28 protein-coding genes are annotated in these 24,859 nt (G+C 45.5%); 16 read left to right on the top strand and 12 right to left on the bottom strand.

Features of this window, described 5'->3' with window-relative positions:
• Positions 1-125: 125 nt before the first annotated feature.
• Complete coding sequence (gene ptsI / locus AC6I7V_RS10020) at positions 126-1,850, top strand: phosphoenolpyruvate-protein phosphotransferase PtsI (protein WP_032551816.1); 1,725 nt, start codon at positions 126-128, stop codon at positions 1,848-1,850.
• A gap of 107 nt (positions 1,851-1,957) precedes the next feature.
• Positions 1,958-2,467: a PTS glucose transporter subunit IIA gene (crr, locus tag AC6I7V_RS10025; protein WP_255230154.1), complete on the top strand. Its 510-nt coding sequence runs from the start codon at positions 1,958-1,960 to the stop codon at positions 2,465-2,467.
• 69 nt (positions 2,468-2,536) lie between these two features.
• On the opposite strand, the gene AC6I7V_RS10030 is transcribed toward crr, so the two are convergent.
• The 5 genes from AC6I7V_RS10030 to AC6I7V_RS10050 form a co-directional block, all read right to left on the bottom strand.
• Positions 2,537-3,664, bottom strand: coding sequence for a flagellin (locus AC6I7V_RS10030; protein ID WP_498010809.1), 1,128 nt, complete (start codon positions 3,662-3,664; stop codon positions 2,537-2,539).
• A gap of 187 nt (positions 3,665-3,851) precedes the next feature.
• On the bottom strand, positions 3,852-4,985 hold the full coding sequence (locus tag AC6I7V_RS10035; protein WP_255231200.1) for a flagellin: 1,134 nt from the start codon (positions 4,983-4,985) through the stop codon (positions 3,852-3,854).
• A 235-nt stretch (positions 4,986-5,220) separates the two neighbouring features.
• Positions 5,221-6,354: a flagellin gene (locus tag AC6I7V_RS10040; RefSeq protein ID WP_498010810.1), complete on the bottom strand. Its 1,134-nt coding sequence runs from the start codon at positions 6,352-6,354 to the stop codon at positions 5,221-5,223.
• A gap of 136 nt (positions 6,355-6,490) precedes the next feature.
• Complete coding sequence (locus AC6I7V_RS10045) at positions 6,491-7,417, bottom strand: Dyp-type peroxidase (RefSeq protein WP_255230150.1); 927 nt, start codon at positions 7,415-7,417, stop codon at positions 6,491-6,493.
• Positions 7,418-7,467: 50 nt separating this feature from the next.
• The gene (locus AC6I7V_RS10050; protein WP_261881932.1) at positions 7,468-7,938 is read right to left on the bottom strand and encodes a DUF2919 domain-containing protein; all 471 of its coding nucleotides are present in this window, start codon (positions 7,936-7,938) and stop codon (positions 7,468-7,470) included.
• 109 nt (positions 7,939-8,047) lie between these two features.
• Between AC6I7V_RS10050 and AC6I7V_RS10055 the strand changes: the two genes are divergently transcribed.
• On the top strand, positions 8,048-8,389 hold the full coding sequence (locus AC6I7V_RS10055) for a DUF2956 domain-containing protein (protein WP_255230148.1): 342 nt from the start codon (positions 8,048-8,050) through the stop codon (positions 8,387-8,389).
• A 9-nt stretch (positions 8,390-8,398) separates the two neighbouring features.
• Positions 8,399-8,731: a DUF4156 domain-containing protein gene (locus tag AC6I7V_RS10060; RefSeq protein ID WP_255230147.1), complete on the top strand. Its 333-nt coding sequence runs from the start codon at positions 8,399-8,401 to the stop codon at positions 8,729-8,731.
• Positions 8,732-8,802: 71 nt separating this feature from the next.
• Here the strand turns inward: AC6I7V_RS10060 and AC6I7V_RS10065 are convergent, their stop codons facing one another.
• Positions 8,803-9,090, bottom strand: coding sequence for a winged helix-turn-helix domain-containing protein (locus AC6I7V_RS10065; protein ID WP_032551746.1), 288 nt, complete (start codon positions 9,088-9,090; stop codon positions 8,803-8,805).
• Positions 9,091-9,295: 205 nt separating this feature from the next.
• On the opposite strand from AC6I7V_RS10065, the gene AC6I7V_RS10070 reads away from it, so the two are divergent.
• The 4 genes from AC6I7V_RS10070 (at position 9,296) to AC6I7V_RS10085 (ending at position 11,836) form a co-directional block, all read left to right on the top strand.
• Positions 9,296-9,643 (top strand): ArsC family reductase, encoded by a 348-nt coding sequence (locus AC6I7V_RS10070; RefSeq protein ID WP_372068130.1) that lies wholly within the window; start codon positions 9,296-9,298, stop codon positions 9,641-9,643.
• 103 nt (positions 9,644-9,746) lie between these two features.
• Positions 9,747-10,886 (top strand): succinyl-diaminopimelate desuccinylase, encoded by a 1,140-nt coding sequence (dapE, locus tag AC6I7V_RS10075; protein ID WP_261881933.1) that lies wholly within the window; start codon positions 9,747-9,749, stop codon positions 10,884-10,886.
• A 75-nt stretch (positions 10,887-10,961) separates the two neighbouring features.
• Positions 10,962-11,636 (top strand): M15 family metallopeptidase, encoded by a 675-nt coding sequence (locus tag AC6I7V_RS10080; protein WP_498010811.1) that lies wholly within the window; start codon positions 10,962-10,964, stop codon positions 11,634-11,636.
• An 8-nt stretch (positions 11,637-11,644) separates the two neighbouring features.
• Positions 11,645-11,836, top strand: coding sequence for a DUF2897 family protein (locus AC6I7V_RS10085; protein ID WP_255230143.1), 192 nt, complete (start codon positions 11,645-11,647; stop codon positions 11,834-11,836).
• Positions 11,837-11,952: 116 nt separating this feature from the next.
• On the opposite strand, the gene bamC is transcribed toward AC6I7V_RS10085, so the two are convergent.
• Together bamC and dapA are read right to left on the bottom strand one after the other, a co-directional pair.
• Positions 11,953-12,990, bottom strand: coding sequence for an outer membrane protein assembly factor BamC (gene bamC / locus AC6I7V_RS10090; RefSeq protein ID WP_255230142.1), 1,038 nt, complete (start codon positions 12,988-12,990; stop codon positions 11,953-11,955).
• Between the two features lie 47 nt (positions 12,991-13,037).
• Positions 13,038-13,916: a 4-hydroxy-tetrahydrodipicolinate synthase gene (gene dapA, locus AC6I7V_RS10095; protein ID WP_255230141.1), complete on the bottom strand. Its 879-nt coding sequence runs from the start codon at positions 13,914-13,916 to the stop codon at positions 13,038-13,040.
• Positions 13,917-14,288: 372 nt separating this feature from the next.
• On the opposite strand from dapA, the gene AC6I7V_RS10100 reads away from it, so the two are divergent.
• The gene (locus AC6I7V_RS10100) at positions 14,289-14,831 is read left to right on the top strand and encodes a glycine cleavage system transcriptional repressor (RefSeq protein WP_032551739.1); all 543 of its coding nucleotides are present in this window, start codon (positions 14,289-14,291) and stop codon (positions 14,829-14,831) included.
• Positions 14,832-14,843: 12 nt separating this feature from the next.
• Entirely contained in the window at positions 14,844-15,314 is a 471-nt protein-coding gene (bcp, locus tag AC6I7V_RS10105; RefSeq protein WP_372068140.1) for a thioredoxin-dependent thiol peroxidase, read from the top strand.
• Positions 15,315-15,408: 94 nt separating this feature from the next.
• On the opposite strand, the gene AC6I7V_RS10110 is transcribed toward bcp, so the two are convergent.
• Positions 15,409-16,482 carry an AI-2E family transporter gene (locus AC6I7V_RS10110; protein WP_261881951.1) on the bottom strand — a complete coding sequence of 358 codons (1,074 nt, stop codon included), beginning with the start codon at positions 16,480-16,482 and terminating at the stop codon, positions 15,409-15,411.
• The gene (locus AC6I7V_RS10115) at positions 16,475-16,714 is read right to left on the bottom strand and encodes a sulfurtransferase TusA family protein (RefSeq protein ID WP_498010812.1); all 240 of its coding nucleotides are present in this window, start codon (positions 16,712-16,714) and stop codon (positions 16,475-16,477) included. Before AC6I7V_RS10115 ends, AC6I7V_RS10110 begins: the two co-directional genes overlap by 8 nt.
• 179 nt (positions 16,715-16,893) lie before the next feature.
• Between AC6I7V_RS10115 and bepA the strand changes: the two genes are divergently transcribed.
• The 4 genes from bepA to AC6I7V_RS10135 all read left to right on the top strand — a co-directional run bounded on the left by bepA (position 16,894) and on the right by AC6I7V_RS10135 (position 19,822).
• Positions 16,894-18,348, top strand: coding sequence for a beta-barrel assembly-enhancing protease (gene bepA, locus AC6I7V_RS10120; protein WP_498010813.1), 1,455 nt, complete (start codon positions 16,894-16,896; stop codon positions 18,346-18,348).
• 89 nt (positions 18,349-18,437) lie between these two features.
• On the top strand, positions 18,438-18,788 hold the full coding sequence (gene arsC / locus AC6I7V_RS10125) for an arsenate reductase (glutaredoxin) (protein ID WP_372068148.1): 351 nt from the start codon (positions 18,438-18,440) through the stop codon (positions 18,786-18,788).
• A 6-nt stretch (positions 18,789-18,794) separates the two neighbouring features.
• A complete protein-coding gene (gene wrbA / locus AC6I7V_RS10130) occupies positions 18,795-19,385 on the top strand; it encodes an NAD(P)H:quinone oxidoreductase (protein WP_255230135.1) in 591 nt (196 codons plus the stop codon).
• Positions 19,385-19,822, top strand: a complete 438-nt coding sequence (locus AC6I7V_RS10135) for a DUF2069 domain-containing protein (protein ID WP_255231803.1) — start codon at positions 19,385-19,387, stop codon at positions 19,820-19,822. The genes wrbA and AC6I7V_RS10135 overlap by 1 nt, the downstream gene beginning before the upstream one ends.
• A gap of 262 nt (positions 19,823-20,084) precedes the next feature.
• Here the strand turns inward: AC6I7V_RS10135 and AC6I7V_RS10140 are convergent, their stop codons facing one another.
• Complete coding sequence (locus AC6I7V_RS10140; RefSeq protein ID WP_498010814.1) at positions 20,085-21,344, bottom strand: DUF2066 domain-containing protein; 1,260 nt, start codon at positions 21,342-21,344, stop codon at positions 20,085-20,087.
• A 267-nt stretch (positions 21,345-21,611) separates the two neighbouring features.
• Here AC6I7V_RS10140 and AC6I7V_RS10145 point away from each other — a divergent pair, with 267 nt between their 5' ends.
• On the top strand, positions 21,612-22,850 hold the full coding sequence (locus AC6I7V_RS10145) for a uracil-xanthine permease family protein (RefSeq protein ID WP_261881955.1): 1,239 nt from the start codon (positions 21,612-21,614) through the stop codon (positions 22,848-22,850).
• 96 nt (positions 22,851-22,946) lie between these two features.
• On the opposite strand, the gene upp is transcribed toward AC6I7V_RS10145, so the two are convergent.
• Complete coding sequence (gene upp / locus AC6I7V_RS10150) at positions 22,947-23,573, bottom strand: uracil phosphoribosyltransferase (protein ID WP_255230131.1); 627 nt, start codon at positions 23,571-23,573, stop codon at positions 22,947-22,949.
• 167 nt (positions 23,574-23,740) lie between these two features.
• On the opposite strand from upp, the gene purM reads away from it, so the two are divergent.
• Positions 23,741-24,781, top strand: coding sequence for a phosphoribosylformylglycinamidine cyclo-ligase (gene purM, locus AC6I7V_RS10155; RefSeq protein WP_032551727.1), 1,041 nt, complete (start codon positions 23,741-23,743; stop codon positions 24,779-24,781).
• Positions 24,782-24,859: the final 78 nt, after the last annotated feature.

Genomic DNA, 24,859 nt, shown 5'->3' on the forward strand with positions numbered 1-24,859 from the left:
TTTCAAAGCCATTTTGCTCCGCAAAGTGGCTTTGTTCGAAATAGAACAGAATAAGCTCGGCATAACGCCAAGCGGTAAAAGTCACACACTCTCCCGTTTACAGTTGACCAACTTAAGGTAAAGCTATGATTTCAGGTATCCTAGCATCTCCTGGTATTGCTATCGGTAAAGCACTACTACTTCAAGAAGATGAAATCGTTCTAAACACTAACACTATCACTGATGACCAAGTTGAAGCAGAAGTTCAGCGTTTCTTTGACGCACGTAACAAATCTGCAGCTCAACTGGAAGTTGTTAAGCAAAAAGCGCTTGAAACTTTCGGTGAAGAAAAAGAGGCGATCTTTGAAGGTCATATCATGCTTCTTGAAGATGAAGAGCTAGAGGAAGAAATCCTAGCACTCATCAAGAACGACAAGATGCACGCTGATAACGCAATCCACACGGTTATCGAAGAGCAAGCATCTGCGCTTGAGTCACTAGACGACGAATACCTAAAAGAACGTGCAACTGATATCCGTGATATCGGTACTCGTTTTGTTAAAAATGCACTAGGCATCAATATCGTATCTCTAAGCGATATCAATGAAGAAGTTATCCTAGCAGCATACGACCTAACGCCATCTGAAACTGCACAAATCAACCTAGACTACGTACTAGGCTTCGCTTGTGACATCGGCGGTCGTACATCTCACACATCTATCATGGCGCGTTCACTAGAACTTCCAGCTATCGTTGGTACGAACGATATCACTAAGAAAGTGAAGAACGGCGACATGCTTATTCTTGATGCGATGAACAACAAGATTGTTATCAACCCATCAGAAGCTGAGCTTGAAGAAGCAAAAGCAGTGAAAGCTGCGTTCCTAGCGGAAAAAGAAGAGCTAGCAAAACTTAAAGATCTACACGCAGAAACGCTAGACGGTCACCGTGTAGAAGTTTGCGGTAACATCGGTACGGTTAAAGACTGTGACGGTATCATCCGTAACGGTGGTGAAGGCGTTGGTCTGTACCGTACTGAATTCCTATTCATGGACCGTGATGCACTTCCTACTGAAGAAGAGCAGTACCAAGCGTACAAAGAAGTTGCAGAAGCAATGAACGGTGAGTCAGTGATCATCCGTACTATGGATATCGGTGGCGACAAAGATCTACCATACATGGATCTTCCAGAAGAGATGAACCCGTTCCTAGGCTGGCGTGCAGTACGTATCAGCTTAGATCGTCGCGAAATCCTACGCGACCAACTACGTGGCATCCTTCGTGCGTCTGCGCACGGTAAGCTTCGCATCATGTTCCCAATGATCATCTCTGTTGAAGAGATCCGTGAACTGAAGAAAGCTATCGAAGAATACAAAGCTGAGCTTCGCGCTGAAGGCCTAGCATTCGACGAAGAGATCGAGATCGGTGTAATGGTTGAGACGCCAGCTGCTGCCGCTATCGCACACCACCTAGCGAAGGAAGTTGCTTTCTTCTCTATCGGTACCAACGACCTTACTCAGTACACACTTGCGGTAGACCGTGGTAACGAGATGATTTCTCACCTTTACAACCCACTATCTCCTGCTGTTCTAACTGTAATCAAGCAGGTTATCGATGCGTCTCACGCTGAAGGTAAGTGGACAGGTATGTGTGGTGAGCTTGCAGGCGATGAGCGTGCAACACTGCTTCTACTAGGTATGGGTCTAGATGAGTTCTCTATGAGCGGTATCTCTATCCCTAAAGTGAAGAAAGTTATTCGTAACTCTAACTTCGCAGAAGTTAAAGCAATGGCTGACGAAGCACTTTCTCTACCAACAGCTGAAGAAATCCAAGCAGTAGTAGAAAAGTTCATCGCAGAGAAAACTCAGTAATCACCAATGGCTTAATATGATTAGACGACTTAAAAAAAGTCGTCTAATTTGCTAGATTGGTATAGTATATTCTACAGAATAAAACTAAACGTTAGGAGCATGACACAATGGGTCTGTTTGACAAACTTAAGAAGCTAGTATCTGATGACAGTGCTGACGCTGGTGCAATCGAAATCATCGCACCTCTATCTGGTGAAATCGTAAATATCGAAGACGTGCCAGATGTTGTTTTCGCTGAAAAAATCGTTGGTGACGGCATCGCGATCAAACCAGCTGGCGACAAAATGGTAGCTCCAGTTAACGGTACTATCGGTAAAATCTTCGAAACGAACCACGCATTCTCTATCGAGTCTGACGACGGTGTTGAGCTATTCGTTCACTTCGGTATCGATACTGTTGAACTTAAAGGCGAAGGCTTCACTCGCGTAGCAGAAGAAGGCCAAACTGTTAAAGCTGGTGACACTATCATCACTTTCGACCTAGCGCTTCTAGAAGAAAAAGCAAAATCAACTCTTACTCCAGTTGTTATCTCTAACATGGACGAAATCAAAGAGCTGAACAAACTTTCTGGTTCTGTAACTGTAGGTGAAACTCCAGTTCTGAAAGTGACTAAGTAATCTCTACTTAGCATTTCAAAAGTTCAAAAAGCGCAGCCTCAGGGCTGCGTTTTTTGTTGTCTAGAAAAACTACCCTAACAAAGACAGAGCAGTGCTAGTATTTTGATTTGCCTGTGCAAACAGTGTTGACGTAGCACGTTCAAGCATCTGAGATTTGGTGAGCTCTGTAGTAAGCTTGGCGTAATCGGTATCTTTGATTTGCCCTTCTGAATCCGCAATACGATGAAAAGTGTTGTTGAGACTATTCATCGTACGGCTAACCCCGTTCTGGAAACCACCAATTTCACTACGATGTCCATCCACATAGTTCAGTGAGGCATCAATTACCGCTACACCAACTTGTGCCCCACCTACGGTCGTCATGTCCACATCATCTAACGATATCGCTTCAGTATCACCAAAATTAAAGGTGTTCGCTGCGCTTCCCGAAATGTCAAAACCTTGAGGTGCATCAGCATGAGCCGTAAACAACTGCAACTGATGATCTTCGTTTACCGAGGCTCTGACCACATCCTGTTGCCCATTAATGTACGTAGCAACCTGATAGATATCATCCCCTTCTTTAAGCCGAATATCGAGCGCCTGAGCCTCGTCATTGCTATCTTGATAGCGAATAGTTAACCCTTGATTATGAGAATAGACTCGCCAATTCTTGTCGACGTCACTGTTTGCTTCTGCAAACTGCCCGCCCATCTGTGGAATGTTGGTGTACATGCTCTTAAGCGTGAGCGAGACCGCGTTCGAATCAGGGCCAAGGTTGAAATTACGCTTTCCAAAAGAGCCATCAAATAACTCATCCCCTGCAAACGTCGTTGACGACGCGATACGATCGAGGTCGTTAATCAGCATTTTTGATTCAATCTGAATACTTTCGCGTTCGTCTCGACTCAACGCACCATTGGAAGCCTGTAATCCAAGGTCGCGGAGTTTTTGAAGCATATTCGTGCTTTCATGCAAAGCACCTTCAGCCGTTTGTGCAATAGAATCCGCATTGGTCGCATTCGACAAAGCAGCATCAATCCCTCGGGTTTGAGCTTTAAGTCGATTGGCTATTTGCAGGCCTGCTGCATCATCGCTACCTGCATTGATACGAGAACCCGATTGCAATTTTGATTGCGCCTCAACAGATTGGCTTTGAGCATCACCAAGATGCCGTTGGGCGATTGAGGAAGATATGTTTGTGTGTATCGAAACCATTTAGTTGTATTCCGTTTAACTAGGTTCACCCCAGCTCACCGCTTGTGTCGTCCTTTCAACATCCATTGCATACAGCTGAATGATACAACTCATAACATCAATACAATTTATCATTCGGTAAGTTTTACTCATAAAAAGAAAGCTAGGTGTTTTACCACCTAGCTTTCAGTCTTAACTTTATTTTGTATTAGCCAAGTAGACTCAGTGCTGCGTTCGGTGCTTGCTTCGCTTGCGCAAGAATCGAGCTAGACGCTTGAGAAAGAATTTGCGACTTAGTCATTTGCGTCGTCTCTTTCGCGAAGTCTGTGTCTTTAATACGGCTCTTAGATGCATTTACGTTTTCGTTGATGTTATCTAAGTTATTGATAGCGTGGTCGAAGCGGTTTTGGAATGCACCCAATTCTGCACGGTGGCTATCTACGTACTTTAGTGCTGCATCAATGATAGCTACTGATTCTTGAGCGCCACCTACCGATGTTACGTCGATGGTATCAACCGTTACTTCTTTACCACCTTGAATACCAAGCTCACCCGCAAGACCACCAGAGAAATCTACCTTGCCTTCTACTTTGTTGTTACCTGCGAACATTTGTAGCTTGCCATCTTCCGTTACAGACGCTTTCACAGAGTCTTGTTGACCGTTGATGTAAGTCGCTAGCTCTTCGATGTCATCACCCGCTTTTGCATTGATGTTGATCTCTTGAGCTTGACCAAAGTTATCTGTGAACGTCATTTTCAGGTCGTTAGAGCCCTCTTGAACGTTCCAGTTTTTGTCTTTTGCGTTCTCAGTTTGGTAGCTCTGACCACCCATTTGGTCGTTGTCTGAACGCATGTCTTTCAACTCAAGCATCACGGCTTCACCGTTGTCCGCACCGATTTGGAAAGACTGAGTACCGTACGTACCATTCAGAAGCTTGTTACCACCGAAAGAGGTCGTTTCTGCGATACGGTTCAGCTCGTCGTTCAGTGCTGTTACTTCTTCTTGAATTGCTACACGCTCAGCTTTGGAGTTTGAGCCATTTGCTGATTGTAGAGAAAGATCACGCATACGTTGCAGGATGTTTGTCGTCTCGTTCATTGCACCTTCAGCGGTTTGAGCAATCGAGATACCGTCATTCGCGTTACGTACCGCTACGTCTAGACCGCGGCTTTGTACGTTCAAACGGTTAGAAATTTGTAGACCTGCTGCGTCATCTTTTGCACTATTGATTTTAGAGCCAGAAGATAGACGCTCCATAGAGGTCTGCTGAGCGCTGTTTGCGTTGTTTAGGTAACGTTGCGCAGTCATCGCTGAAACGTTGGTATTTACATTCACTGCCATGGTGATTTCTCCAATTGATTTTCCGGTGTTGCGGTTTCCGACGTCTCGGAAAACCAAGTAGTTCTCTCAAAGTTACTTTTAATAACGGCGCTTAGTCTGAAACCTTTAGAGAAAAAACGAGAAAATTCAGAAATAAATTCGGTTGAATGAAGAAACGTGACCAGAGGTGTAAATATAAGAAAAAACAGAAAAAAATACTAAAGTTGTAAAATGTGTGGCCGATGAGCGTAACAATTTATCCCAATAGCGTTAACGCTAAATTGGGCGCCTGTTTAGCTTGAGCCAAAATAGTGGTACTTACCTGCTGCAAGATTTGCTGCTTGATCATCTGCGTAGTCTCTTTGGCATAATCGGTATCTTTAATACGACTGTTTGAGGTCGCCAAGTTCTCGTGTACATTTTGTAGATTATTAATCGCGTGATCAAAGCGGTTTTGCATCGCCCCCAACTCAGAGCGATGACTGTCTACGTACTTCATCGCTGTATCAAGAATAGATACTGCTCGCTGAGCACCACCAGCACTGGTTACATCAATGTCATTGACCGACTCATAGCGACCTGAAGACATGGATAACTCATCCGCTAAAGCACCCGAAAAGGAGATTGTTCCTGACGTTTGCTCGCCCGCCATGTAGATTTGTAGCTGCCCATCTTCATTGACCGATGCAGACACTTGGTCTGTTTGGCCGTTGATGTAAGTCGCAAGCTGCTCGATATCGTCGCCCACTTTGGCGTTAATAGAGATGGATTGAGATTGGCCGAAGCGATCAGTAAATGACATATTGAACTCAGTGTTACCCGAACTTACCGCCCAACGCTTATCAGCCATACCATTAGCAATATAGCTAAAGCCCCCCATGTCGATACCATCTGTTCGCATGCTTTTTAGGCCAACTTGTACCGCCTCACCAGAGCTACCACCTATTTGGAAGGCGGTGTTACCAAAACTGCCATTCAATAGCTTCTTGCCACCAAATGAGGTGGTTTCAGCAATTCGGTTCAGCTCGTCATTGAGCGCGCGAATCTCTTCTTGGATAGCAATTCGTTCCGATTTACTGTTCGAACCATTCGCTGACTGCAAAGAAAGATCACGCATTCGCTGCATGATATTGGTGGTCTCATTCATCGCCCCTTCTGCAGTCTGCATAATAGAGATACCATCATTGGCGTTTCTAACCGCAACATCGATACCGCTCATTTGTGCTTCAAGTCGATTTGATATTTGTAGACCAGCAGCATCATCCTTAGCGCTATTAATACGGTTACCTGAAGCCAATCTCTCCAAAGATTGGTTCAACATGTTGCTGGCATTAGAGAGATTTCTCTGTGCCACCAGCGCTGAAACATTGGTATTTACCGTAATCGCCATAGATGTTCGCTCAACCGTTGGGAGGTAATAAAGTCAATCGTTGCTTCTATATCGACCAAGTATGCTAACTCTTTAATCAAAAAAGAGGCTAAACGCCTCTTTTTTTTAACTAATTGGATTGCCGCTTAATGGCTATTTACGACTTAATCGACAGTTCCGCCAACATTTGTTGCGACGGTGCAAAATAGTAAGCACCAGTCACAGCACGGGTGAAACGCAGCAGTTGGTCTGTCTTCCCGTCGGTCACGCCGTACATGCTTTCAAGCATCGCATCAAAGTTATGGCGAACATTACAGTAAGCGATGAAAAGTAAGCCATGATCGCCTGTCGCGCTGCCATAAGGCAGGCTGTGACGAACAATTTTCAGACCTTTGCCTTCTTCTTTGATATCGACACGGCCAACGTGCGATGCCGCAGGCACATCGTCTAGTTCAATCGAATCAGGCTTGGTACGACCGACTACTTTCTCTTGCGCCTTAATATTTAATCGATTCCAAGCAGGTAGGTTATGGATAAAACGTTGCACCATTACGTAACTGCCGCCTGCAAATTCACCTTCAGGAATTAATGCAACTTCAGCGCGCTGTGCATCTTTCGGGTTTTCGGTGCCATCCACAAAATCCGTCATGTCACGAGAATCTAAATAGCGGTAGCCGTAGGTTTCATCAACCACTTCGACATCTTCCGAAACCTGCTCTAGCAACTTACGAATGACGTAAAAATGCAAATCGTGACGGTTCGAGTGGCAGTGAAGTAGCACGTCTGAATCTGTGCTTGGTGCAGTAATATCACCCTTGCCAAGTTCTGGAAATGCGATCAAGTCAGCTGGCGCTACTTGTTCAAACTTGTCCCAGAATGTCTTAGAAAAAGCCAATGAAAGAGTCAGGTTTGACTCTGGTTGCGACTCGTTCAGTTCCGCAACTAGAGAAGGCAACTGCTTTAATTGTTCTAAAACTTGTGGGGCATTGTCCACGACTTTTAGCTGCACATACAGAGCGAAAGGCCCAGCTTCAGGTAAAATAGCACCTTGTGCTTGAGGCAGCTCATTTGAAGAGTTAAGCATAGTTCGATCCTTTCAATTTTTAGCTTCTAGTATAAATATGACTATATTAATTATTTTTGACTATTATCAGTTTCAACGCTGGTAAAACAATCTCGTACAGCGTTGCTCTTAATGAGGTAGATCAAAAGCCACAACAACAGCGTGAGTGTGACGCCATGTAACCAATGAAACACACCGCGATCGAGATAGACAAGATAAACGGTATGTACAAACTGACTTAAAACAGCGAAAAGGGTAACCCATCGTCCCCAAGAGACAATCGTATTAATATAGGGGCGTTCAGGCGATCTCAGACCAAACAACCACATCAATAAAACGCTCGGCACACTTAGAGTAATCCCCACATAAAACATTTGATGGTCAGGGTAAACTATCTCTAGTATTTTAGCGCCTGATTCCCGGCTGGCACCGGCCACAACAAACACGACCAAAGCCTTGGCTAAAAATAGCCAGCCAAGCCACAGTAAAGCTGGTGCTTTAAGAAAGCCATGTTTGTCATATTGTTCTAAAGAATACCGCACAACGTTCACTTCAACATATTAAAAAAACGGACACTTTAACGCAAATCATTCATACTTCTCTAGGTTTACGTTATCTTATTTACATATTGGAATTAACGATTATCTCGACATGAAAAAGAAGACACTAACACCTTCTATTGAATCCCAACAAGAAGCACTCAAAATAGCCAGAGCAACTCAAAAGCCTGGACAAACCAAAGAGCAGACTAAACTGATCGCTCAAGGTATCGAAAAAGGCATCGCGCAATACAAGAAACAGCAAAAAGAGCGAAACCGTCAGGCCGATAAAGCGAAAAAGAAGCAACAAAAAGAGAAGCAACAAAACCTTAATCAAACCAATGAGGTTGTCTCTGATCACGCTGCAGTACCAACACAAAAACCAAGCATGCTGCCGTGGGCACTATTGATTGCCAGCTGGCTTGGTTTCGCTGCCTACATTACTCAACTGTGAGATGATGAAATGAAACGACTACCATTGGCGCTAATAGCTCTTAGCCTGCTAGCAGGATGTACGAGCCCAACAAAAGCGCCGCATGAAAACGCACATCGAGTAAAGATGGATTATCATGGCATTGTTGATATCAGTGATTGCCAATACAAAGGTGAAATAACCGGGAGTGAAGGGCATTGGTATAGCTACCTATTCTTTCCGAATGACACCATGGTTCAAGGAGCGATGAACGAACTCAAGTCCAATGCTATCGCACTAGGTGCAAACACCGTCGTTTTCTCACTACCACAAGATTTCGCCACCTCAGTAACCATGCTTGGCACTGCCTATCAATGCCCATAACCTTATCGCGCTTTCGATAATACACCTTGGAAAACAGGGCAACAAAAAAAGAAAAGCCAGCTTTCGCTGGCTTATGCACTAAATCCAAGACTGGACGCTATATCACTCTTACGTTCCAGAACCCATTGGCTGTCGAATGGTCCCCAATCAGACAACTGATAGTAACCATCATTATGACGCCGCCCATCTTGAATAAACATGAGTTCGATACCGATCCCCGGTAACGCCTTGAGTACATCTTGAATAGTACGACGAGGCCAACCCGTTTTTTCGATGAGTTTAGGCACATTCGGCCTTTCAAGGCTTTCGACGAGTAACGCTAAATATAGCCGCCTTGCAAAAACAGGACTCAACTCCATTGACACCTCCTATATCTGTGCCTGTTAATTATTTCTTTTTTCTCATCCGGCATGTTGAGGTTGATCAATAAGTCTCCATTCGTGACATTTTCTTACCGTTTTTTTTCGTTCTTTGAAATATTCCTCACTCTGTTTTGTCTGAATTCCGAGTTCCTGATAGGATTCCATACATAACAATGAAAGAAGATCACCAAAAGGAAGAATAATGACTATCACAATGTTTGGTATCCCGAACTGCGACACAATCAAAAAAGCTAAGAAGTGGCTACAAGCTGAAGAAATCGGCTTCGAATTTCACGATTATCGTAAACAAGGCGTCGATGAAGCACTAGTTCGCGGCTTCTGTGAAGAACTCGGTTGGGAACAAGTGCTGAACAAGCGTGGCACGACTTATCGCCAGCTCACTCAAGAACAAAAAGATGGCCTAAATGAAGAAAATGCTATCGCTCTTTTGGTTGAACAACCTGCAATGATTAAGCGCCCAATCCTAAAAGTTGAAGATAAGCTGCATATTGGCTTCAAAGCTGATCAATATTCCGCTATTTTTGCGTAATCCCCATTTGCACTAGCACTAAACAAGCACAACTTTAGAAATGTGGTGCACAAGTGCCACATTTCTCACAAAATAAACGACAAGTAGAACAAGGAACTCAAGGATGACAGACAGCCCAACTTTGGCTCTGGCAAAAGATCTCATTAGCCGTCAATCAGTCACGCCAGAAGACGCTGGCTGCCAAGAAGTAATGATCGATCGCCTCAAAGCTCTCGGCTTTGAAATTGAGGTGATGGTATTCGAAGACACAACTAACTTTTGGGCCCGCCGAGGCACAGAAGCACCACTGTTCGCTTTCGCAGGCCACACAGATGTCGTTCCTTCTGGCCCAGCGGAGCTTTGGGATACGCCACCATTCGAACCAACGATTGTTGATGGTTATCTTCACGGTCGTGGTGCAGCAGACATGAAAGGTTCACTGGCTTCAATGATTGTGGCGGTTGAACAGTTCATCGCTGAAAATCCAGATCACAAAGGTTCAATCGGATTTTTGATCACTTCAGATGAAGAAGGGCCGTTCATTAACGGTACTGTACGCGTTGTGGAAACACTGATGGCTCGTGGCGAGAATATCGATATGTGTATCGTGGGTGAGCCTTCAAGTACAGAGTTCGTCGGAGATGTGGTGAAAAATGGCCGCCGTGGCTCAATCACGGGCGACCTTACCGTAAAAGGGACACAAGGCCACGTTGCCTACCCTCACCTGGCGAATAACCCTGTACACAGCTCTCTGCTTGCAATTCATGAGCTTGCAACAACGGAATGGGACAAAGGGAATGATTACTTCCCACCAACCAGTTTCCAAATTCCAAACGTCAGTGCGGGCACAGGTGCATCAAACGTTATTCCTGGCGAGTTCAATGTTCAGTTTAACCTCCGTTTTAGTACTGAACTGAGCAACGACATCATTGTAGAGCGCATCACGAGTACTCTAGACAAGTACGACTTTGAATACGACCTGAAGTGGACATTCAATGGCGACCCGTTCCTGACTGATACTGGTGCTCTTCTGGATGCCATCGTTGATGCCGTTGACCACGTAAACGACGTAAAACCAGCGCTGTTAACCACTGGTGGTACATCTGACGGTCGCTTCATTGCACGCATGGGTGGACAGGTTGTGGAACTAGGCCCGGTGAATGCAACAATTCACAAAGTGAACGAGTGTGTGAAAGTCGCTGATCTAGAAAAACTGACCGACATGTACCAACGTACGTTGGTGAATCTACTCGCAAACTCATAGTCTTTAAAAACTCATAGTCTTTAAAAACACATTGTCTTTGAGAACGAAAAGACAGCAAAAAAATTGGACAACCTCATGACACCAAAAGAGTTAACCGGACAAGTAGAGTCTCATTTAATTGAGACATTAATTGGAAGCAAAAACTTTCTTGTGCACCATGAAGTCGCCCAAGATCTTCAACGTTTAATCGCTTCTGCTGAACAAGCAGGCTACAAAATGGAGATCGCCAGTGGTTTTCGTAGCTATCAGCGTCAGTCGTTGATTTGGAATCGAAAATTCGCAGGGGAAACTGCAATTTTAGACAGTGATAGTCAGCCTCTAGACACCGCTCAATTAACTGACACTGAGAAGCTGTGGGCTATCTTGCGCTGGTCTGCCCTACCCGGGGCTAGTCGACATCACTGGGGTACTGATTTTGATGTCTTTGCACGTAATCACCTTCCCCAAGACACCCAACTGCAGTTAGAGCCTTGGGAATATTTCACAGGCCACCAGCATAGCTTTTACCAATGGCTAGAGGCCAACGCTGATGAATTTGGTTTTTTCTTCCCATATCGCAAAGACTTAGGAGGCGTGGCTGTTGAGCCGTGGCATATTAGTCATAAACGCACAGCGCAGCTTTGTCTATCACAGTTATCGTGTCCCCGACTTGGCAATCAACTTCAGTCTGAGCCAATATTAGGGTATGAGATCGTTATGGAGCACCTTGAATCCATTTATGATCGTTTCATAACGAATATCAGTAACTAGGAGCTTATATGCTTGAATGGCTAACCAACCCTTGGGTGATCATTTTTATCGTGGTCAGTGTTGTCGTCGGTAACATTGCAGCACTCAAGTACACGGCAAACATGAACGTCGGCAAGGCAGATAAACAGAAAAAAGAGAGTGATCTCGATAAGCTCAATCGTTTAGACAAACTCAATCGAGAAAACCTCGACGATAAATAACAGCTAAGTGACTAGGCGCTATCGAGCCATCATTCTCAAGCTAACAGACACAAAAAAGAGGACATCGCGTCCTCTTTTTTCATTGATGCCATTGAGACAGTAACCTACCTACTTAGTTACTTCTCTTTGGTATCTTTGGTTTGGTCTGCAACGTGCGCCAAGATAGGAACCAGAGACTTCAATAGCTCTTCTTCCACTGGCTTACCTGAAGCATCAGTTACATTGATAGAGGTACGGTTACCCAAATCACCAAATAGGAAGGTGTAAGTACCTGGACTTAGGTCGATCGGCTTAAGGCCAACCTCATCCCAAAACTCATCATCTGGAGAGGCATATTTCGCTTTCACTGTACCTTGTGACTGGTTACGCTCTTCTAGATCAAAGCCCATTTGAGGCAGAAGCTTAGGCAGACGCTGCCACAATACGTTGTAAGGTGTACGCGCGATGATCACCGGGAATCCGCTGCGGTCTGACCCCATTGAAATAGGGATCTTCTTAACCAGCTCTTGCGCTTTCAACGCCGCTTCAGCACGCAAGTTCTCATCGTACTTCGCCATAACCAAGTTGGTCATGAAGGCGTTGTAACGCTCCTTATTGGTCGCTGAAACAGGCTTCTCTTCAGAACCCTCACGCCAATCAATCAAGTTAAGCTTGAAGCCGTGACGATTATTCGCCTCAAAGCGAGAGATAGTGTAACGACTGCCAATCTCAACTTCTTCGTCTTCAGAGACCCAAGTAACCCAATCAGTCTCAATCTCTTTATCAGACTGCTCACGAATACCGATGTTACGCTCTGTCAGCATGTCCACGGCGGTTTGCCATACACGATCAGCTTCTTCAGCACGCAATAACCAAAGAGTGACTTCTCCGTTTTGACGCTCAGCACGCGCACCTGGAATAAGCTCCAACACCTGCTGTGGTGGTCGAATATCAACATCGCGGCCAATACCACCAGCAAACTCTCCTTTAGGGATATCGTAGTTTGGGTAGAATTGAGGGGTAGCGTCTTCAGGCAGTTGCCATTGAGTCAACGCTGGGGTTTCTAAGTATTCGAAGTCATCCTTGGCTTGACGACGTTGAGTCGGGCTGCCAGAGCATGCTGTAAGAACGAAAACAGCCAGTGAGCCGATCACTAGCTGGTGAGAATACTTCATTTATACTCCTAAATGCCGAAGACAAGCTTCGGCACTGTTTCAAACATTTAGTAAATACACGCTTCTGTCATTGCTTGAGCAACGATAGGTTGAGCCGGCTCTGACAGTTCTGTCAGTGGAAGTCGAAGACTGCCCTCAGCGATCAAACCCATTTTATGAACCGCCCATTTTACTGGAATTGGATTAGATTCAATGAACAAATGTTTGTGAAGTGGCATTAAACGTTCATTGATCGCCTCTGCCTCTTCGAATTTGCCCTCTTTCGCCAGCTTAAACATGGTCGCCATGTCAGCTGCTGCAACGTTATTCGTTACTGAGATAACACCGTCACCGCCACGTTTTACGAATTCTAGGCCTGTGAGGTCATCACCACTTAGTAAGATAAAATCTTCGCCACAAAGTTCACGATGAATTGCAATTCTGTCTAGATCACCCGTCGCATCTTTAAGTGCAACGATGTTATCAATCTTTGAAAGACGAGCCACAGTCTCTGGCAATAGGTCTACTGCCGTACGGCCCGGTACGTTGTACAAGATTTGAGGAACGTCGCTCACTTCCGCGATCGCTTTATAGTGCTGGTACAAACCTTCTTGTGTTGGTTTGTTATAATAAGGTGTCACACTTAGACAACCTGCAATACCAGAACCATTGAGCAGACGACTGAACAGTACCGACTCATGAGTTGCATTTGCACCCGTACCCGCAATCACAGGAATACGGCCATCAGCAAACTCAACCATCTTGGTAACGACTTTGACATGCTCTTCAATAGTCAATGTAGAAGATTCACCCGTAGTGCCTACTGCTACTAGACCATCACTACCTGCAGTAATGTGGTGCTCGACCAGTTTTTTAAGGCTTTCGAAATCCACTTCACCGTCAGAATTGAATGGTGTAACCAGCGCAACGATACTTCCTGAAAACATGTCTATCTCCCTTAATTTGTTCTTTCTGCATGTTACTGTAAGCCGATTAATAAACACAAGCGATTAAAGTCGCTTCGCGGCCACAACTGTATGAAATATTGTCGTATGTTAGAGGTCAGACGACTTATAAGCAGGTTCAATACCAGAAATGATTTGCTTACACCCAATGTAACCGATTTAGCTCCTCACGTGTCAGCGCTCGGTTAGTGGTAAGCTTTTATCACTGTGCTCGTATCATACTAAACTCAAACTCCGCTCATTGAGTACCCACTTAAGTCTAAGTGACGCATAAAAACGCCCCGACCTTCACTCATTAGTCCCTGTATATGTGCTAACATGCTCTCATCAATGGAATATAAAGAGACGTGATTTATGACTCAACATCTAGTAATCACTGCAGTGGGCACAGATCGCCCGGGTATTTGTAACCAAGTGGTTCAGTTAGTCACCCAATCAGGCTGTAACATTATCGACAGCCGCATCGCGATGTTTGGTGAAGAGTTTACTCTCATCATGCTGTTATCAGGCAAAGCCAACAACATTACGCGCGTGGAGACAACCCTACCTTTGCTTGGTCAGGAGCATGACCTGATTACTATCATGAAACGAACGTCCCCGCATGATCATATCGAGAACTCCTATACGCTCGAAGTATTTATCGAATCTGACGATAGACTGGGTCTTACCGAAAAGTTCACCCAATTCTTCGCCGATAGAGAGATTGGTTTGGACTCGCTCAGCGCGCAGACCATTAACAAGTCGAAGGTACAACTCGATAACGATCAATTCCATATTTCAATTACTGCTTCTGTTCAATCAGAATGTAACCTGATGCAGCTACAAGAAGAATTTAACGCGCTGTGTCAGAGCCTATCAGTCCAAGGCTCGCTCAACTTTATCAAAAACAGTCTTTAAAAAGGAAATGTCATGAATACGCTGACAGCTGGCACTCCAGCACCTGCATTCTCTCTTCCAGATCAAGATGGCAACATCGTGTCTCTTGATGACTTCAAAGGCAAGAAAGTCCTTTTCTACTTCTACCCTAAAGCGATGACGCCGGGTTGTATTGTGCAAGCAGAAGGCCTGCGCGACATCAAAGCTGAGCTAGATGCACTAAACGTTGTGGTGCTTGGTGTTAGTATCGACCCAGTGAAACGTCTACCAAACTTCATTACCAAGAAATCACTGAACTTCTCACTGCTTTCTGATGAAGACCACGCCGTTGCTGAACAGTTTGGTGTTTGGGGTGAGAAAAAATTCATGGGTAAAGTTTACGATGGCCTGCACCGCATCAGCTTCTTAATCAACGAAGAAGGTGTCATTGAACATGTATTCAACAAGTTCAAGACAAAGACGCACCATGAAGTGGTTCTAGATTACTTCAAGCAGCAAGACTAAACCGCGCTCTGAACAACTTAAACCCAATAAATTGAAAGGCCGAATATCTTAAATATTCGGCCTTTCTTTCTCATCATGTTTTGAATCAAGCAAGCTACGCTTCTTCTATATCATCTTCCAATGCATGGCTTGGTAATGCGTTCCACACAGCCTTCACAAGTGTGGCGAGAGGAATCGCAAAGAAGACCCCCCAGAAGCCCCATAGACCACCAAAGACCAATACCGCGACAATGATAGCAACTGGATGCAAGTTTACCGCCTCTGAGAACAACACTGGAACTAACACATTACCGTCGAGCGCTTGAATAATACCGTACGCTAAGAGCAGCCAGTAAAACGGTGGCGCAAGTCCCCACTGGAACAAACCAACGATAGCAACCGGTACGGTGACCGCAGCAGCACCGATGTAGGGGATCAACACCGAGAAGCCAACCGCGACAGCCAGCAGTGCAGAATAACGCAAGTCCAAGATAGCGAAGGTCACATAACTGACACCACCCACAATCAAGATCTCAAGTACCTTACCGCGAATGTAGTTTGAGATTTGCTGGTTCATCTCAACCCATACTTTAGTTGCCAAACGACGATTCTGAGGCAGCAGTCCGCTTGCCATTCTGATCATCTCTTCTTTGTCTTTCAGTAAGAAGAAAATAAGCAGTGGCACCAGAATTAGGTAGACCGCAAGTGTGGCAATGCTCACCAATGAGGCAAAAGAGCCTTTTACAACGCTCTCGCCCATACCTAAGACTTTGTTTTTCGCATTCGACATCACTGACTCTACAATTTGTAGATTAGCCAGTTCTGGGTAACGTTCAGGAATCGTCGAGATGAACTTTTGCAGCCCGATATACATATTCGGGATATCATTAAGCAAATTACCCACTTGATTCCAAATGGTTGGGACCAAACCAAATAGAGCTATTAGCATCACACTAAAGAACATCAAGATGACCAGCATCACTGAAGGCGTTCTCGGTAAACCAAGACGCTGTAATTGTGTCACAGGCCACTCTAGTAGGTAGGCAAGCACAATCGCCACCAGCAATGGTGCGATCAAATGACCGAAAAAATAAATGGTAATAAAACCAAATAAAATGATGGCCACCAAACTGACTGCATGTGGATCAGAAAAACGTCGTCTGTACCAGCGATTCATCATTTCAAGCATTTGATTGCAATTCCTTTTTTGTAACTTGGATTTGGTGATGACCAGAGCAAGCTTCAACTTTTACATCAAAAGCATGCTTGGATAAAAAGCTTACAATATCGGCCATTGAGCTCTGATCAGCAATATGTATCAGCAAAGACTGACCGTTTTCTAATTTAACACTGTGACGCTTGGCTAATAATAACGCCATTGGGCAGCGCTCTTGGCGTAAATCTAGAATATTAGGTTTCATTATCTAGCTCGATGCTTATTATAAGGGTCGTATTGTAATCTGTTTTTAAAAACGTGCCATCTTTCATTCTACAACCTTTAGTTTGACGCACGTTACCAAACAAAGGTGAGAACAGATAAAGAACCATTTCGTGTTGTCCTTGTCTTACTGTCAGAAGAAACGGAGTATTACTGACTAATATGTTTAAACGCGCTCGCTCAATAGCTTGCTTATGCATCGCTACAACACTCGGCACCCCATTACTGGCTCAAGCCAACAGCTTGGATCTTCCCGATATAGGCACAGCTGCCGGCGGCACCCTGACCATAGACCAAGAGTTGATCTATGGTGATGCTTACATGCGCATCATTCGTAGTAGTCAGCCTGTAATCAATGACCCGGTACTCAATCAATACATTGACAGCTTGGGTCACCAACTCGTTGCCAACGCCAACGATGTAAAAACGCCGTTCAACTTTTTCATGATTCGCGACAGGAATATCAATGCATTCGCCTTCTTTGGTGGCTATGTCGCATTACACTCTGGACTGTTTCTACACGCTCAATCAGAGAGTGAACTGGCTTCAGTACTGGCTCACGAGATTGCACACGTAACTCAACGCCACTTAGCGCGAAGCATGGAAGACCAAGCGCGCCGCTCTCCGGCCACCATTGCTGCACTCGCTGCTTCGGTGTTATTGGCCATCGCAGCGCCAGAAGCGGGTATCGCAGCGCTAACCGCAACAACGGCTGGCAACATGCAGAGCCAAATTAACTACACGCGCAGCAATGAGAAAGAAGCAGACCGCTTTGGTATCAGCACTATGGCTAAGGCTGGATTTGATGTGAATGCGATGCCACGCTTCTTTGGTCGTCTTGCCGACGAGTACCGCTATGCAAGTACACCTCCACCTATGTTGCTGACTCACCCATTGCCAGAAGATCGTATTACCGATTCGCGCGCACGTGCCCGCAGCTATCCACCTCTAAAACTCGCGCCATCACTTGATTACCACTTAGCAAGAGCGCGTATTGTGGCTCGTTATGCGGGGATTGATGGTGATGCGGCATTGGACTGGTTTGAACGTAAATTGAAGAAAGCACCAGCATCGATAATGCCATCTTTAGAATATGGGCAGGCGCTAGTGTACCTAGATACCAAGAAGCTCGATAAGGCCGAACCGATTCTAAACAAGCTGATCACCAATGATCCAACCAATCTTTTCTATCTCGATGCGATCTCGGATCTGCACATCGAACAGAAGAAACCTCAAATGGCGATCAAAGAGCTCAAAGCGGCATTGGTACGTCAACCCAACAACCCCGTACTGACCATCAATTACGCTAATGCGCTACTTGAGAACGAAGAGCTGCAAGAAGCGATTCGAGTGCTGCAGCGTTACACTCACGATAACCCAAATGACACCAATGGTTGGCACTTACTGTCAAAGGCGAATATCGATTTAGGGAACAGTGACGAAGACTTAGCGGCACGAGCAGAAATTTTAGCTCTACAAGCGAACTGGAACAAAGCCATTCAGTACTACACTCAAGCCAGCCAGATAGCCGAGCTAGGAAGTCTAAAACAAGCGCGTTACGACGCACGTATTGACCAATTAATGATTCAACGTGAACGCTTCTTAGCACTACAATAGCGATTATCTAAAACAAGACTCAACCTGTGAGAGTAGCAACTACGTGGCTCTCACAGCAATAAACCAAAAAATAATACCGAGGAAGCACCATGTCTGTCGTAATTTATCATAACCCTCGCTGCTCAAAGAGCCGTCAAACTCTAGCGATTCTTGAAGAAAATGGGGTTCAACCTGAAATCATCAAATACCTAGAGACACCACTGTCTGTTGAGCAGCTCAAGGTTCTGTTTTCTCAATTAGGTTTTGAAAGCGTTCGTGAGATGATGAGAACGAAAGAAGCGGATTACAAAGAAGCGAACCTAGGCGATAGTTCAGTAACCGATGAGCAGCTGTTCGCGGCAATGGCGGATAACCCAAAACTATTTGAACGCCCTGTTGTTGTTGCTAATAACCGCGCAAAAATCGGCCGTCCACCAGAGCAAGTACTAGAGATCCTATAAAGCTTTATGAGCGTTTCAATACTGGTCTTATATTACAGTCGCCACGGCAACACACTCGCGTTGGCTCGACAAATCGCACGTGGCGTTGAGTCCGTCTCTGGCTGTGAAGCTGTGTTACGAACAGTGCAAGAGATCCACACCAGCGATACTTCGCCACGTGATGACATTACAACGAGCGACCCATGCGCTAGCCTTGACGATTTAAAAAAATGCGATGGTTTAGCGCTAGGCAGCCCGGTATGGTTTGGCAATATGGCAGGGGCGATGAAGCACTTCTGGGATAGCACGACCCCGTTATGGGTCAATGGTGACCTCATCGATAAGCCCGCCAGTGTCTTCACCTCATCTTCCTCTTTGCATGGTGGTCAAGAGACCACTCTACAAACGATGATGCTGCCCTTGCTGCATCATGGCATGCTTGTGATGGGTATCCCTTACTCTGAGCCGGCTCTGCACACCACTCAAACGGGTGGCACACCTTACGGAGCAAGCAGTGCTGGTGAAAACAGCACGTTGAGCAAAGAAGAGATTGAACTGGCAAAAAACCTTGGAAAACGCTTGGCGAGAACGGCAATAAACCAGAAAGGAATATCTTGATTATGTATATGTCTGAGAAAGCGATGTCTCCCAAAACAAAACTATTTCGTTACTTTGCTTTGGTGGGTAACTTATTGCTTTTGGGCTGGGTAGTTGCATGGCAGATGACCCTTTCCCCGCACCCTCATTTAGACAGTGTCACGCTGGCGATTGTATGGGCAGTACCACTGCTGTTACCACTGCCGGGGATTTTGGCGGCGAAGCCATACACCCATGCGTGGGCGAATTTCATTTTAATGCTCTACTTTCTTCATGCATTGACGATTTTGTATGTCGATGGTGGGGAGCGCATGCTCGCGGCAGTTGAGCTTCTGCTCACGACCTTAGGTTTCGCAGGCAACATTCTGTTTGCTCGTTTCCGAGCGAGAGAACTGGGCATTAAGCTTAAACGCCTATCTGAAGTCGAAAAGAGAGAGAAAGCCAAGTTTGAACAGTAATACCAATCGTAGTAAATAACTGATCATCCTAGCTTGTTAAAACGCTTGATAACTGCGTTAGAATTTTTGATTGTAGAATAACTACTTACCAAAAAATTCTGCCTTGTTCTTAAGCCTTTTCCCGGCGCTATTTTTGACCACTTATTTACTGTGATTGATATAATTGGTAGGAGGTCTCTTCGTCAGCACCGCTATCGATTACAACACCCAACAGCTATAAAAAAGCCCTGCATTGCAGGGCTTTCCTCATTTTAAAGCTCGATTATCGAATCCACTCGTAAACCAGGCTTGGCTTTAGCTGTTTTGGAGCGCTGGTCGTCTCAACAACTTCACTGCCTGCCACTTCTCCGGCTGCTTCTTCACTGACATTCGTTTCTGACTTGACGTCCGATGCTTTGACTTCCGCAGACAAGTTACTTGGAGTGACCACTTGAGGCGCATTCCCAGCTTCCGGTTGTGGTTCAACGCCACCCACCGACAAGGTGTTGTCTTGTGCTTCAAATTCAGGAGTTTGCTCTGGCTCTAAGTAAGAAGCTTCAATCTTCGCCACTGAGCGTAGTCTCTCGACCTCATTCTCAAATTCATCTTGAGTCGATAGCAGATGGATTCTGAACGTCACTCCATGATTCTGAATTTTAAGAATATCTAGGCTTGCTACCGAGTTGAGCGCTTTTAACGCATTCTCTAGCTCGAAGAAGTCTTGCGCACTATTCAAGCTAATGAACTGTGCCAGAATTGACTCCGACGACTCGCTTGCGACCGTGACCGCACTTTTCGCTGCATAGTAGTTACTGATCTCGTTAACCAATGATTGAGACGCCGAAGCACCACTGCCTGAAATAGAGCCTGTGACCGGTGACTTCGGTGAACTGGTTATTTGGTTGGGTTGTTGATCGTAAAGCGTCCAGCGTAGACCTGAAGGCTGAGCACGCACAACCAACACCGCATCCACAGGGTAACGCTGACTTGCTTGACTGATAGGTGAAACAAAACCGCCCCACAGATCAGAGGTTGCAATACCTGTGATGTCGTCGAAGTCACCCACTGGTAACGTAATCGGTAGGCCACGCAATTTTGCATTCTGTTGAATGCCTGCCGCTAGCTCAGAATTCGAGTGTTCCCAAACGATATTCTTGTCGTAGTTTTGCTCTTCAACTAGCCACACTAAGACGTTGGAACGTGTTTCAGGCCAGTATGGTAATTGCGCTTGAGTCAGTAGGTTGCGAATCTGAGCGCCATTAAAACGCATGCGCAGCGTAGTTTGCTCGCTTGCTTCCCCAAAACTCATTTGTGACAGGTACTGAGCGCTTTGGCGCATCGCCTTCTGTACTGTCTTGTTCTCGGCAACGTCTGTTTGACCAGTTGCCCTAACCAGCACCTGTTGCATACCTTCATTTCTAGCCGCTCTCTCTGGCTCGTTCTGTTCTGAGTTGATAGCAACTTCGGCACTAAAAATATCCACCTGAGTCAGTGCATAACTCGGTGCAGCCAAAAGTCCCATCAACAATGCTAAATAACGCATATCGATCCTAGTCTTTAAATCTTGTGCTCTGATGATAAGCAACTATAGGTAACTGGGCAAGGAAGATAGCGGATACTCGATTGAATATCCGTGAATTGGTGGGGTGTTAGATAGCTTTCAAAGAAAAATAGCGAACACTTAAGTGATAATGCACATATTTCCGGCAAATGAGAGAGAAATTTGACATAACCTATACAGCAATCGATTGCTAAGTGATAGAATCCCGCGAATTTGTTTTTTACTTCACGATTAGCTCAAGGACTTATCATGAAAAATGCTTTACAAGGCGCGCAAATGCTCTTTGTCGCCTTTGGTGCACTGGTATTGGTTCCCCTACTTACCGGTCTAGATCCCAATGTCGCGCTTTTCGGTGCTGGTATTGGTACCCTCCTCTTCCAAGTCATTACTCGCCGTTCGGTTCCAATTTTTTTAGCCTCCTCTTTCGCGTTTATCGCACCGATCATGTTTGGCGTACAAACTTGGGGCATAGGTGCCACAATGGGCGGCCTAATGGCAGCAGGTGTGGTTTATGTGCTAATGGGTGGCTTAATTAAGGTGCGCGGCGTTGGCTTTATCCATAAGCTGTTACCGCCAGTAGTAGTGGGCCCGGTTATCATGGTTATCGGTCTTGGCCTAGCACCGGTAGCCGTTAACATGGCACTAGGTAAAACTGGAGATGGCGCAGTACAGTTGGTGGATGCCGATGCCGCTCTTTGGATCTCAGCAATCTCACTGGTTGTGACTATCATTATTAGCGTATTCGCTAAAGGCTTTTTGAAACTACTGCCAATCTTTGGTGGTATCGTCGCAGGTTACATCACAAGCTTGGTGTACGGTGCGGTCGACTTTACTCCGGTAGCTCAAGCCTCTTGGTTGGCTATGCCTAACTTTGTTGCGCCTGAATTCAACATCAATGCCATCTTCTTCATGGTGTTTGTTGCTATCGCACCTGCCGTTGAGCACGTTGGCGACATGCTAGCCATTTCGAACGTAACGGGTAAAGACTACCTTAAAAAGCCAGGCCTACACCGCACCATCACAGGTGACGGCGTGGCAACGATTGCTGCTTCGATGCTGGGCGCGCCACCAAACACAACTTACAGCGAAGTAACGGGAGCAGTAATGCTAACCAAAGCGTTCAATCCAGTGATCATGACTTGGGCTGCAGTCACAGCTATCGTGCTTGCGCTTGTTGGTAAGCTAGGTGCATTACTGCAAACCATCCCGGTTCCAGTAATGGGCGGTATCATGATTCTACTGTTTGGTTCTATTGCAACGGTTGGTCTGAACACACTTATCAAAAACCAAGTTGACCTGCACAAATCACGCAACCTAGTGATCGTTGGTGTGACACTGGTATTTGGTATAGGTGGTATGGCTTTTGGTATCGGTGATTTCAGTCTTCAGGGTGTGAGCTTGTGTGGTATCGTCGCAATCCTACTAAACCTTGTACTGCCGGAAGAGCTAGGTGAGAACCAGTCGGTAGACACTGCACAGATCAAGTAGTCGAACAAATTGAGAACAAATAAAAAGGGAGCGTATCAAATGATACGCTCCCTTTTTTACTGTAGGCCGTAACAAATATCGCTACGACCAACCGAATTACTTAGTACCGAAGATCTTATCGCCAGCATCACCTAGACCAGGAACAATGTAGCCCTTGTCGTTTAGCTTCTCATCGATTGCCGCAGTGTAAAGCTCTACATCTGGGTGTGCTTTCTCAAGTGCTGCAATGCCTTCTGGAGCAGCAACAAGAACAAGAATCTTAAAGTGCTTACAACCTTTCTCTTTCATAAGGTCGATAGTTGCGATCATTGAGCCACCCGTTGCTAGCATTGGGTCAACAACGAGAGCAATACGCTCCTCGATATTAGACGCTAGCTTATTGAAGTATGGTACAGGCTCAAGTGTTTCTTCATCACGGTAGATACCTACCACACTGATACGTGCACTTGGGATATGCTCTAAAACGCCATCCATCATGCCAAGACCAGCACGTAGGATTGGCACAACGGTTACTTTCTTACCTTTAATTTGGTCAACTTCTACTGGACCATTCCAGCCGTTGATCTCTACACGCTCAGTTTCGAAATCTGCTGTCGCTTCATATGTTAGAAGGCTACCCACCTCTGTTGCTAGTTCACGAAAACGCTTCGTGCTGATTTCGCCTTCACGCATCAGGCCAATCTTGTGCTTAACTAGCGGGTGTTTTACTTCAACAACTTTCATTTCCAACTCCGGCAATATTTAAATAAACCCACAGATTATACATCGTTTTTATCAAATTTTCAGTATGTTTATTTGGCAAAAAATTCACGCAAACGTTTGCTCTTGTTTGGTAAGCCCTGTTAGAATAGCGCCGTTTTCACATCCAACTTAAGACCGAGGACTATCCCGTGAGCGGTAATAATTCTTCTCTAAGCTACAAAGACGCTGGTGTTGATATCGATGCAGGTAACGCACTAGTAGATCGCATTAAAGGTGCTGTAAAACGCACTCGTCGCCCAGAAGTAATGGGTGGCATTGGTGGCTTTGGCGCCCTATGTGAACTACCAACTAAATACAAAGAGCCTGTACTGGTTTCAGGTACAGATGGTGTAGGTACTAAGCTTCGCCTTGCTTTGGATATGAAAAAACACGACACCATAGGTATCGACCTAGTGGCAATGTGTGTGAACGACCTAATCGTTCAAGGTGCAGAACCTCTATTCTTCCTAGACTACTACGCGACAGGCAAGCTAGATGTTGATACAGCAGCAGATGTTGTATCTGGTATCGCTGAAGGTTGTGTTCAATCAGGCTGTGCACTGATTGGCGGTGAGACCGCTGAAATGCCGGGCATGTATGAAGGCGAAGACTACGATGTTGCTGGCTTCTGTGTTGGTGTTGTTGAGAAAGCAGACATCATCGACGGCACTAAAGTAGCAGCGGGCGATGCACTTATCGCAGTTGGCTCAAGCGGCCCACACTCAAATGGCTACTCACTGATTCGTAAAGTACTAGAAGTATCTGGTGCAGATAAGAACGAAGAGCTAGAAGGTCGCACCATTGGTGAACACCTACTAGAACCAACTAAGATTTACATCAAGTCAGCACTTAAGATGATTGCAGAGCATGATATTCATGCTATCTCGCACATCACTGGTGGTGGCTTCTGGGAGAACATTCCACGCGTACTTCCTGAAGGTACAAAAGCTGTCATCGATGGCAACAGCTGGGAATGGCCTGCTATCTTCAACTGGCTACAAGAGAAAGGTAACGTGGAGACATTTGAAATGTACCGCACTTTCAACTGTGGTGTTGGCCTAGTCGTTGCGCTTCCTAAAGAGCAAGCTGAAGCGGCTGTTGAACTACTAAAAGCTGAAGGCGAAAACGCTTGGGTGATTGGTGAAATCGCACAAGCCGCTGAAGGTGAAGAGCAAGTTGAAATCAACTAAGCTTAATTGCTAGCTCGCACGATTAAGAATGAGGACTTTAGGTCCTCATTCTGCTATTCACGCCCCAGAAAACCTTAA

It is taken from the genome of Vibrio sp. KUL70 (assembly GCF_059725515.1).

Coding starts and splice junctions, on each gene's coding strand:
- AC6I7V_RS10085 (WP_255230143.1), top strand. CDS start 11,645: ATGCTTGAATGGCTAACCAACCCTTGGGTGATCATTTTTATCGTGGTC.
- AC6I7V_RS10060 (WP_255230147.1), top strand. CDS start 8,399: ATGAAACGACTACCATTGGCGCTAATAGCTCTTAGCCTGCTAGCAGGA.
- arsC (WP_372068148.1), top strand. CDS start 18,438: ATGTCTGTCGTAATTTATCATAACCCTCGCTGCTCAAAGAGCCGTCAA.
- AC6I7V_RS10045 (WP_255230150.1), bottom strand. CDS start 7,417: ATGCTTAACTCTTCAAATGAGCTGCCTCAAGCACAAGGTGCTATTTTA.
- AC6I7V_RS10065 (WP_032551746.1), bottom strand. CDS start 9,090: ATGGAGTTGAGTCCTGTTTTTGCAAGGCGGCTATATTTAGCGTTACTC.
- bamC (WP_255230142.1), bottom strand. CDS start 12,990: ATGAAGTATTCTCACCAGCTAGTGATCGGCTCACTGGCTGTTTTCGTT.
- crr (WP_255230154.1), top strand. CDS start 1,958: ATGGGTCTGTTTGACAAACTTAAGAAGCTAGTATCTGATGACAGTGCT.
- AC6I7V_RS10115 (WP_498010812.1), bottom strand. CDS start 16,714: ATGAAACCTAATATTCTAGATTTACGCCAAGAGCGCTGCCCAATGGCG.
- AC6I7V_RS10100 (WP_032551739.1), top strand. CDS start 14,289: ATGACTCAACATCTAGTAATCACTGCAGTGGGCACAGATCGCCCGGGT.
- AC6I7V_RS10055 (WP_255230148.1), top strand. CDS start 8,048: ATGAAAAAGAAGACACTAACACCTTCTATTGAATCCCAACAAGAAGCA.
- AC6I7V_RS10110 (WP_261881951.1), bottom strand. CDS start 16,482: ATGCTTGAAATGATGAATCGCTGGTACAGACGACGTTTTTCTGATCCA.
- AC6I7V_RS10030 (WP_498010809.1), bottom strand. CDS start 3,664: ATGGTTTCGATACACACAAACATATCTTCCTCAATCGCCCAACGGCAT.
- AC6I7V_RS10035 (WP_255231200.1), bottom strand. CDS start 4,985: ATGGCAGTGAATGTAAATACCAACGTTTCAGCGATGACTGCGCAACGT.
- wrbA (WP_255230135.1), top strand. CDS start 18,795: ATGAGCGTTTCAATACTGGTCTTATATTACAGTCGCCACGGCAACACA.
- AC6I7V_RS10140 (WP_498010814.1), bottom strand. CDS start 21,344: ATGCGTTATTTAGCATTGTTGATGGGACTTTTGGCTGCACCGAGTTAT.
- dapE (WP_261881933.1), top strand. CDS start 9,747: ATGACAGACAGCCCAACTTTGGCTCTGGCAAAAGATCTCATTAGCCGT.
- AC6I7V_RS10145 (WP_261881955.1), top strand. CDS start 21,612: ATGAAAAATGCTTTACAAGGCGCGCAAATGCTCTTTGTCGCCTTTGGT.
- upp (WP_255230131.1), bottom strand. CDS start 23,573: ATGAAAGTTGTTGAAGTAAAACACCCGCTAGTTAAGCACAAGATTGGC.
- dapA (WP_255230141.1), bottom strand. CDS start 13,916: ATGTTTTCAGGAAGTATCGTTGCGCTGGTTACACCATTCAATTCTGAC.
- AC6I7V_RS10070 (WP_372068130.1), top strand. CDS start 9,296: ATGACTATCACAATGTTTGGTATCCCGAACTGCGACACAATCAAAAAA.
- AC6I7V_RS10080 (WP_498010811.1), top strand. CDS start 10,962: ATGACACCAAAAGAGTTAACCGGACAAGTAGAGTCTCATTTAATTGAG.
- bcp (WP_372068140.1), top strand. CDS start 14,844: ATGAATACGCTGACAGCTGGCACTCCAGCACCTGCATTCTCTCTTCCA.
- ptsI (WP_032551816.1), top strand. CDS start 126: ATGATTTCAGGTATCCTAGCATCTCCTGGTATTGCTATCGGTAAAGCA.
- AC6I7V_RS10040 (WP_498010810.1), bottom strand. CDS start 6,354: ATGGCGATTACGGTAAATACCAATGTTTCAGCGCTGGTGGCACAGAGA.
- bepA (WP_498010813.1), top strand. CDS start 16,894: ATGTTTAAACGCGCTCGCTCAATAGCTTGCTTATGCATCGCTACAACA.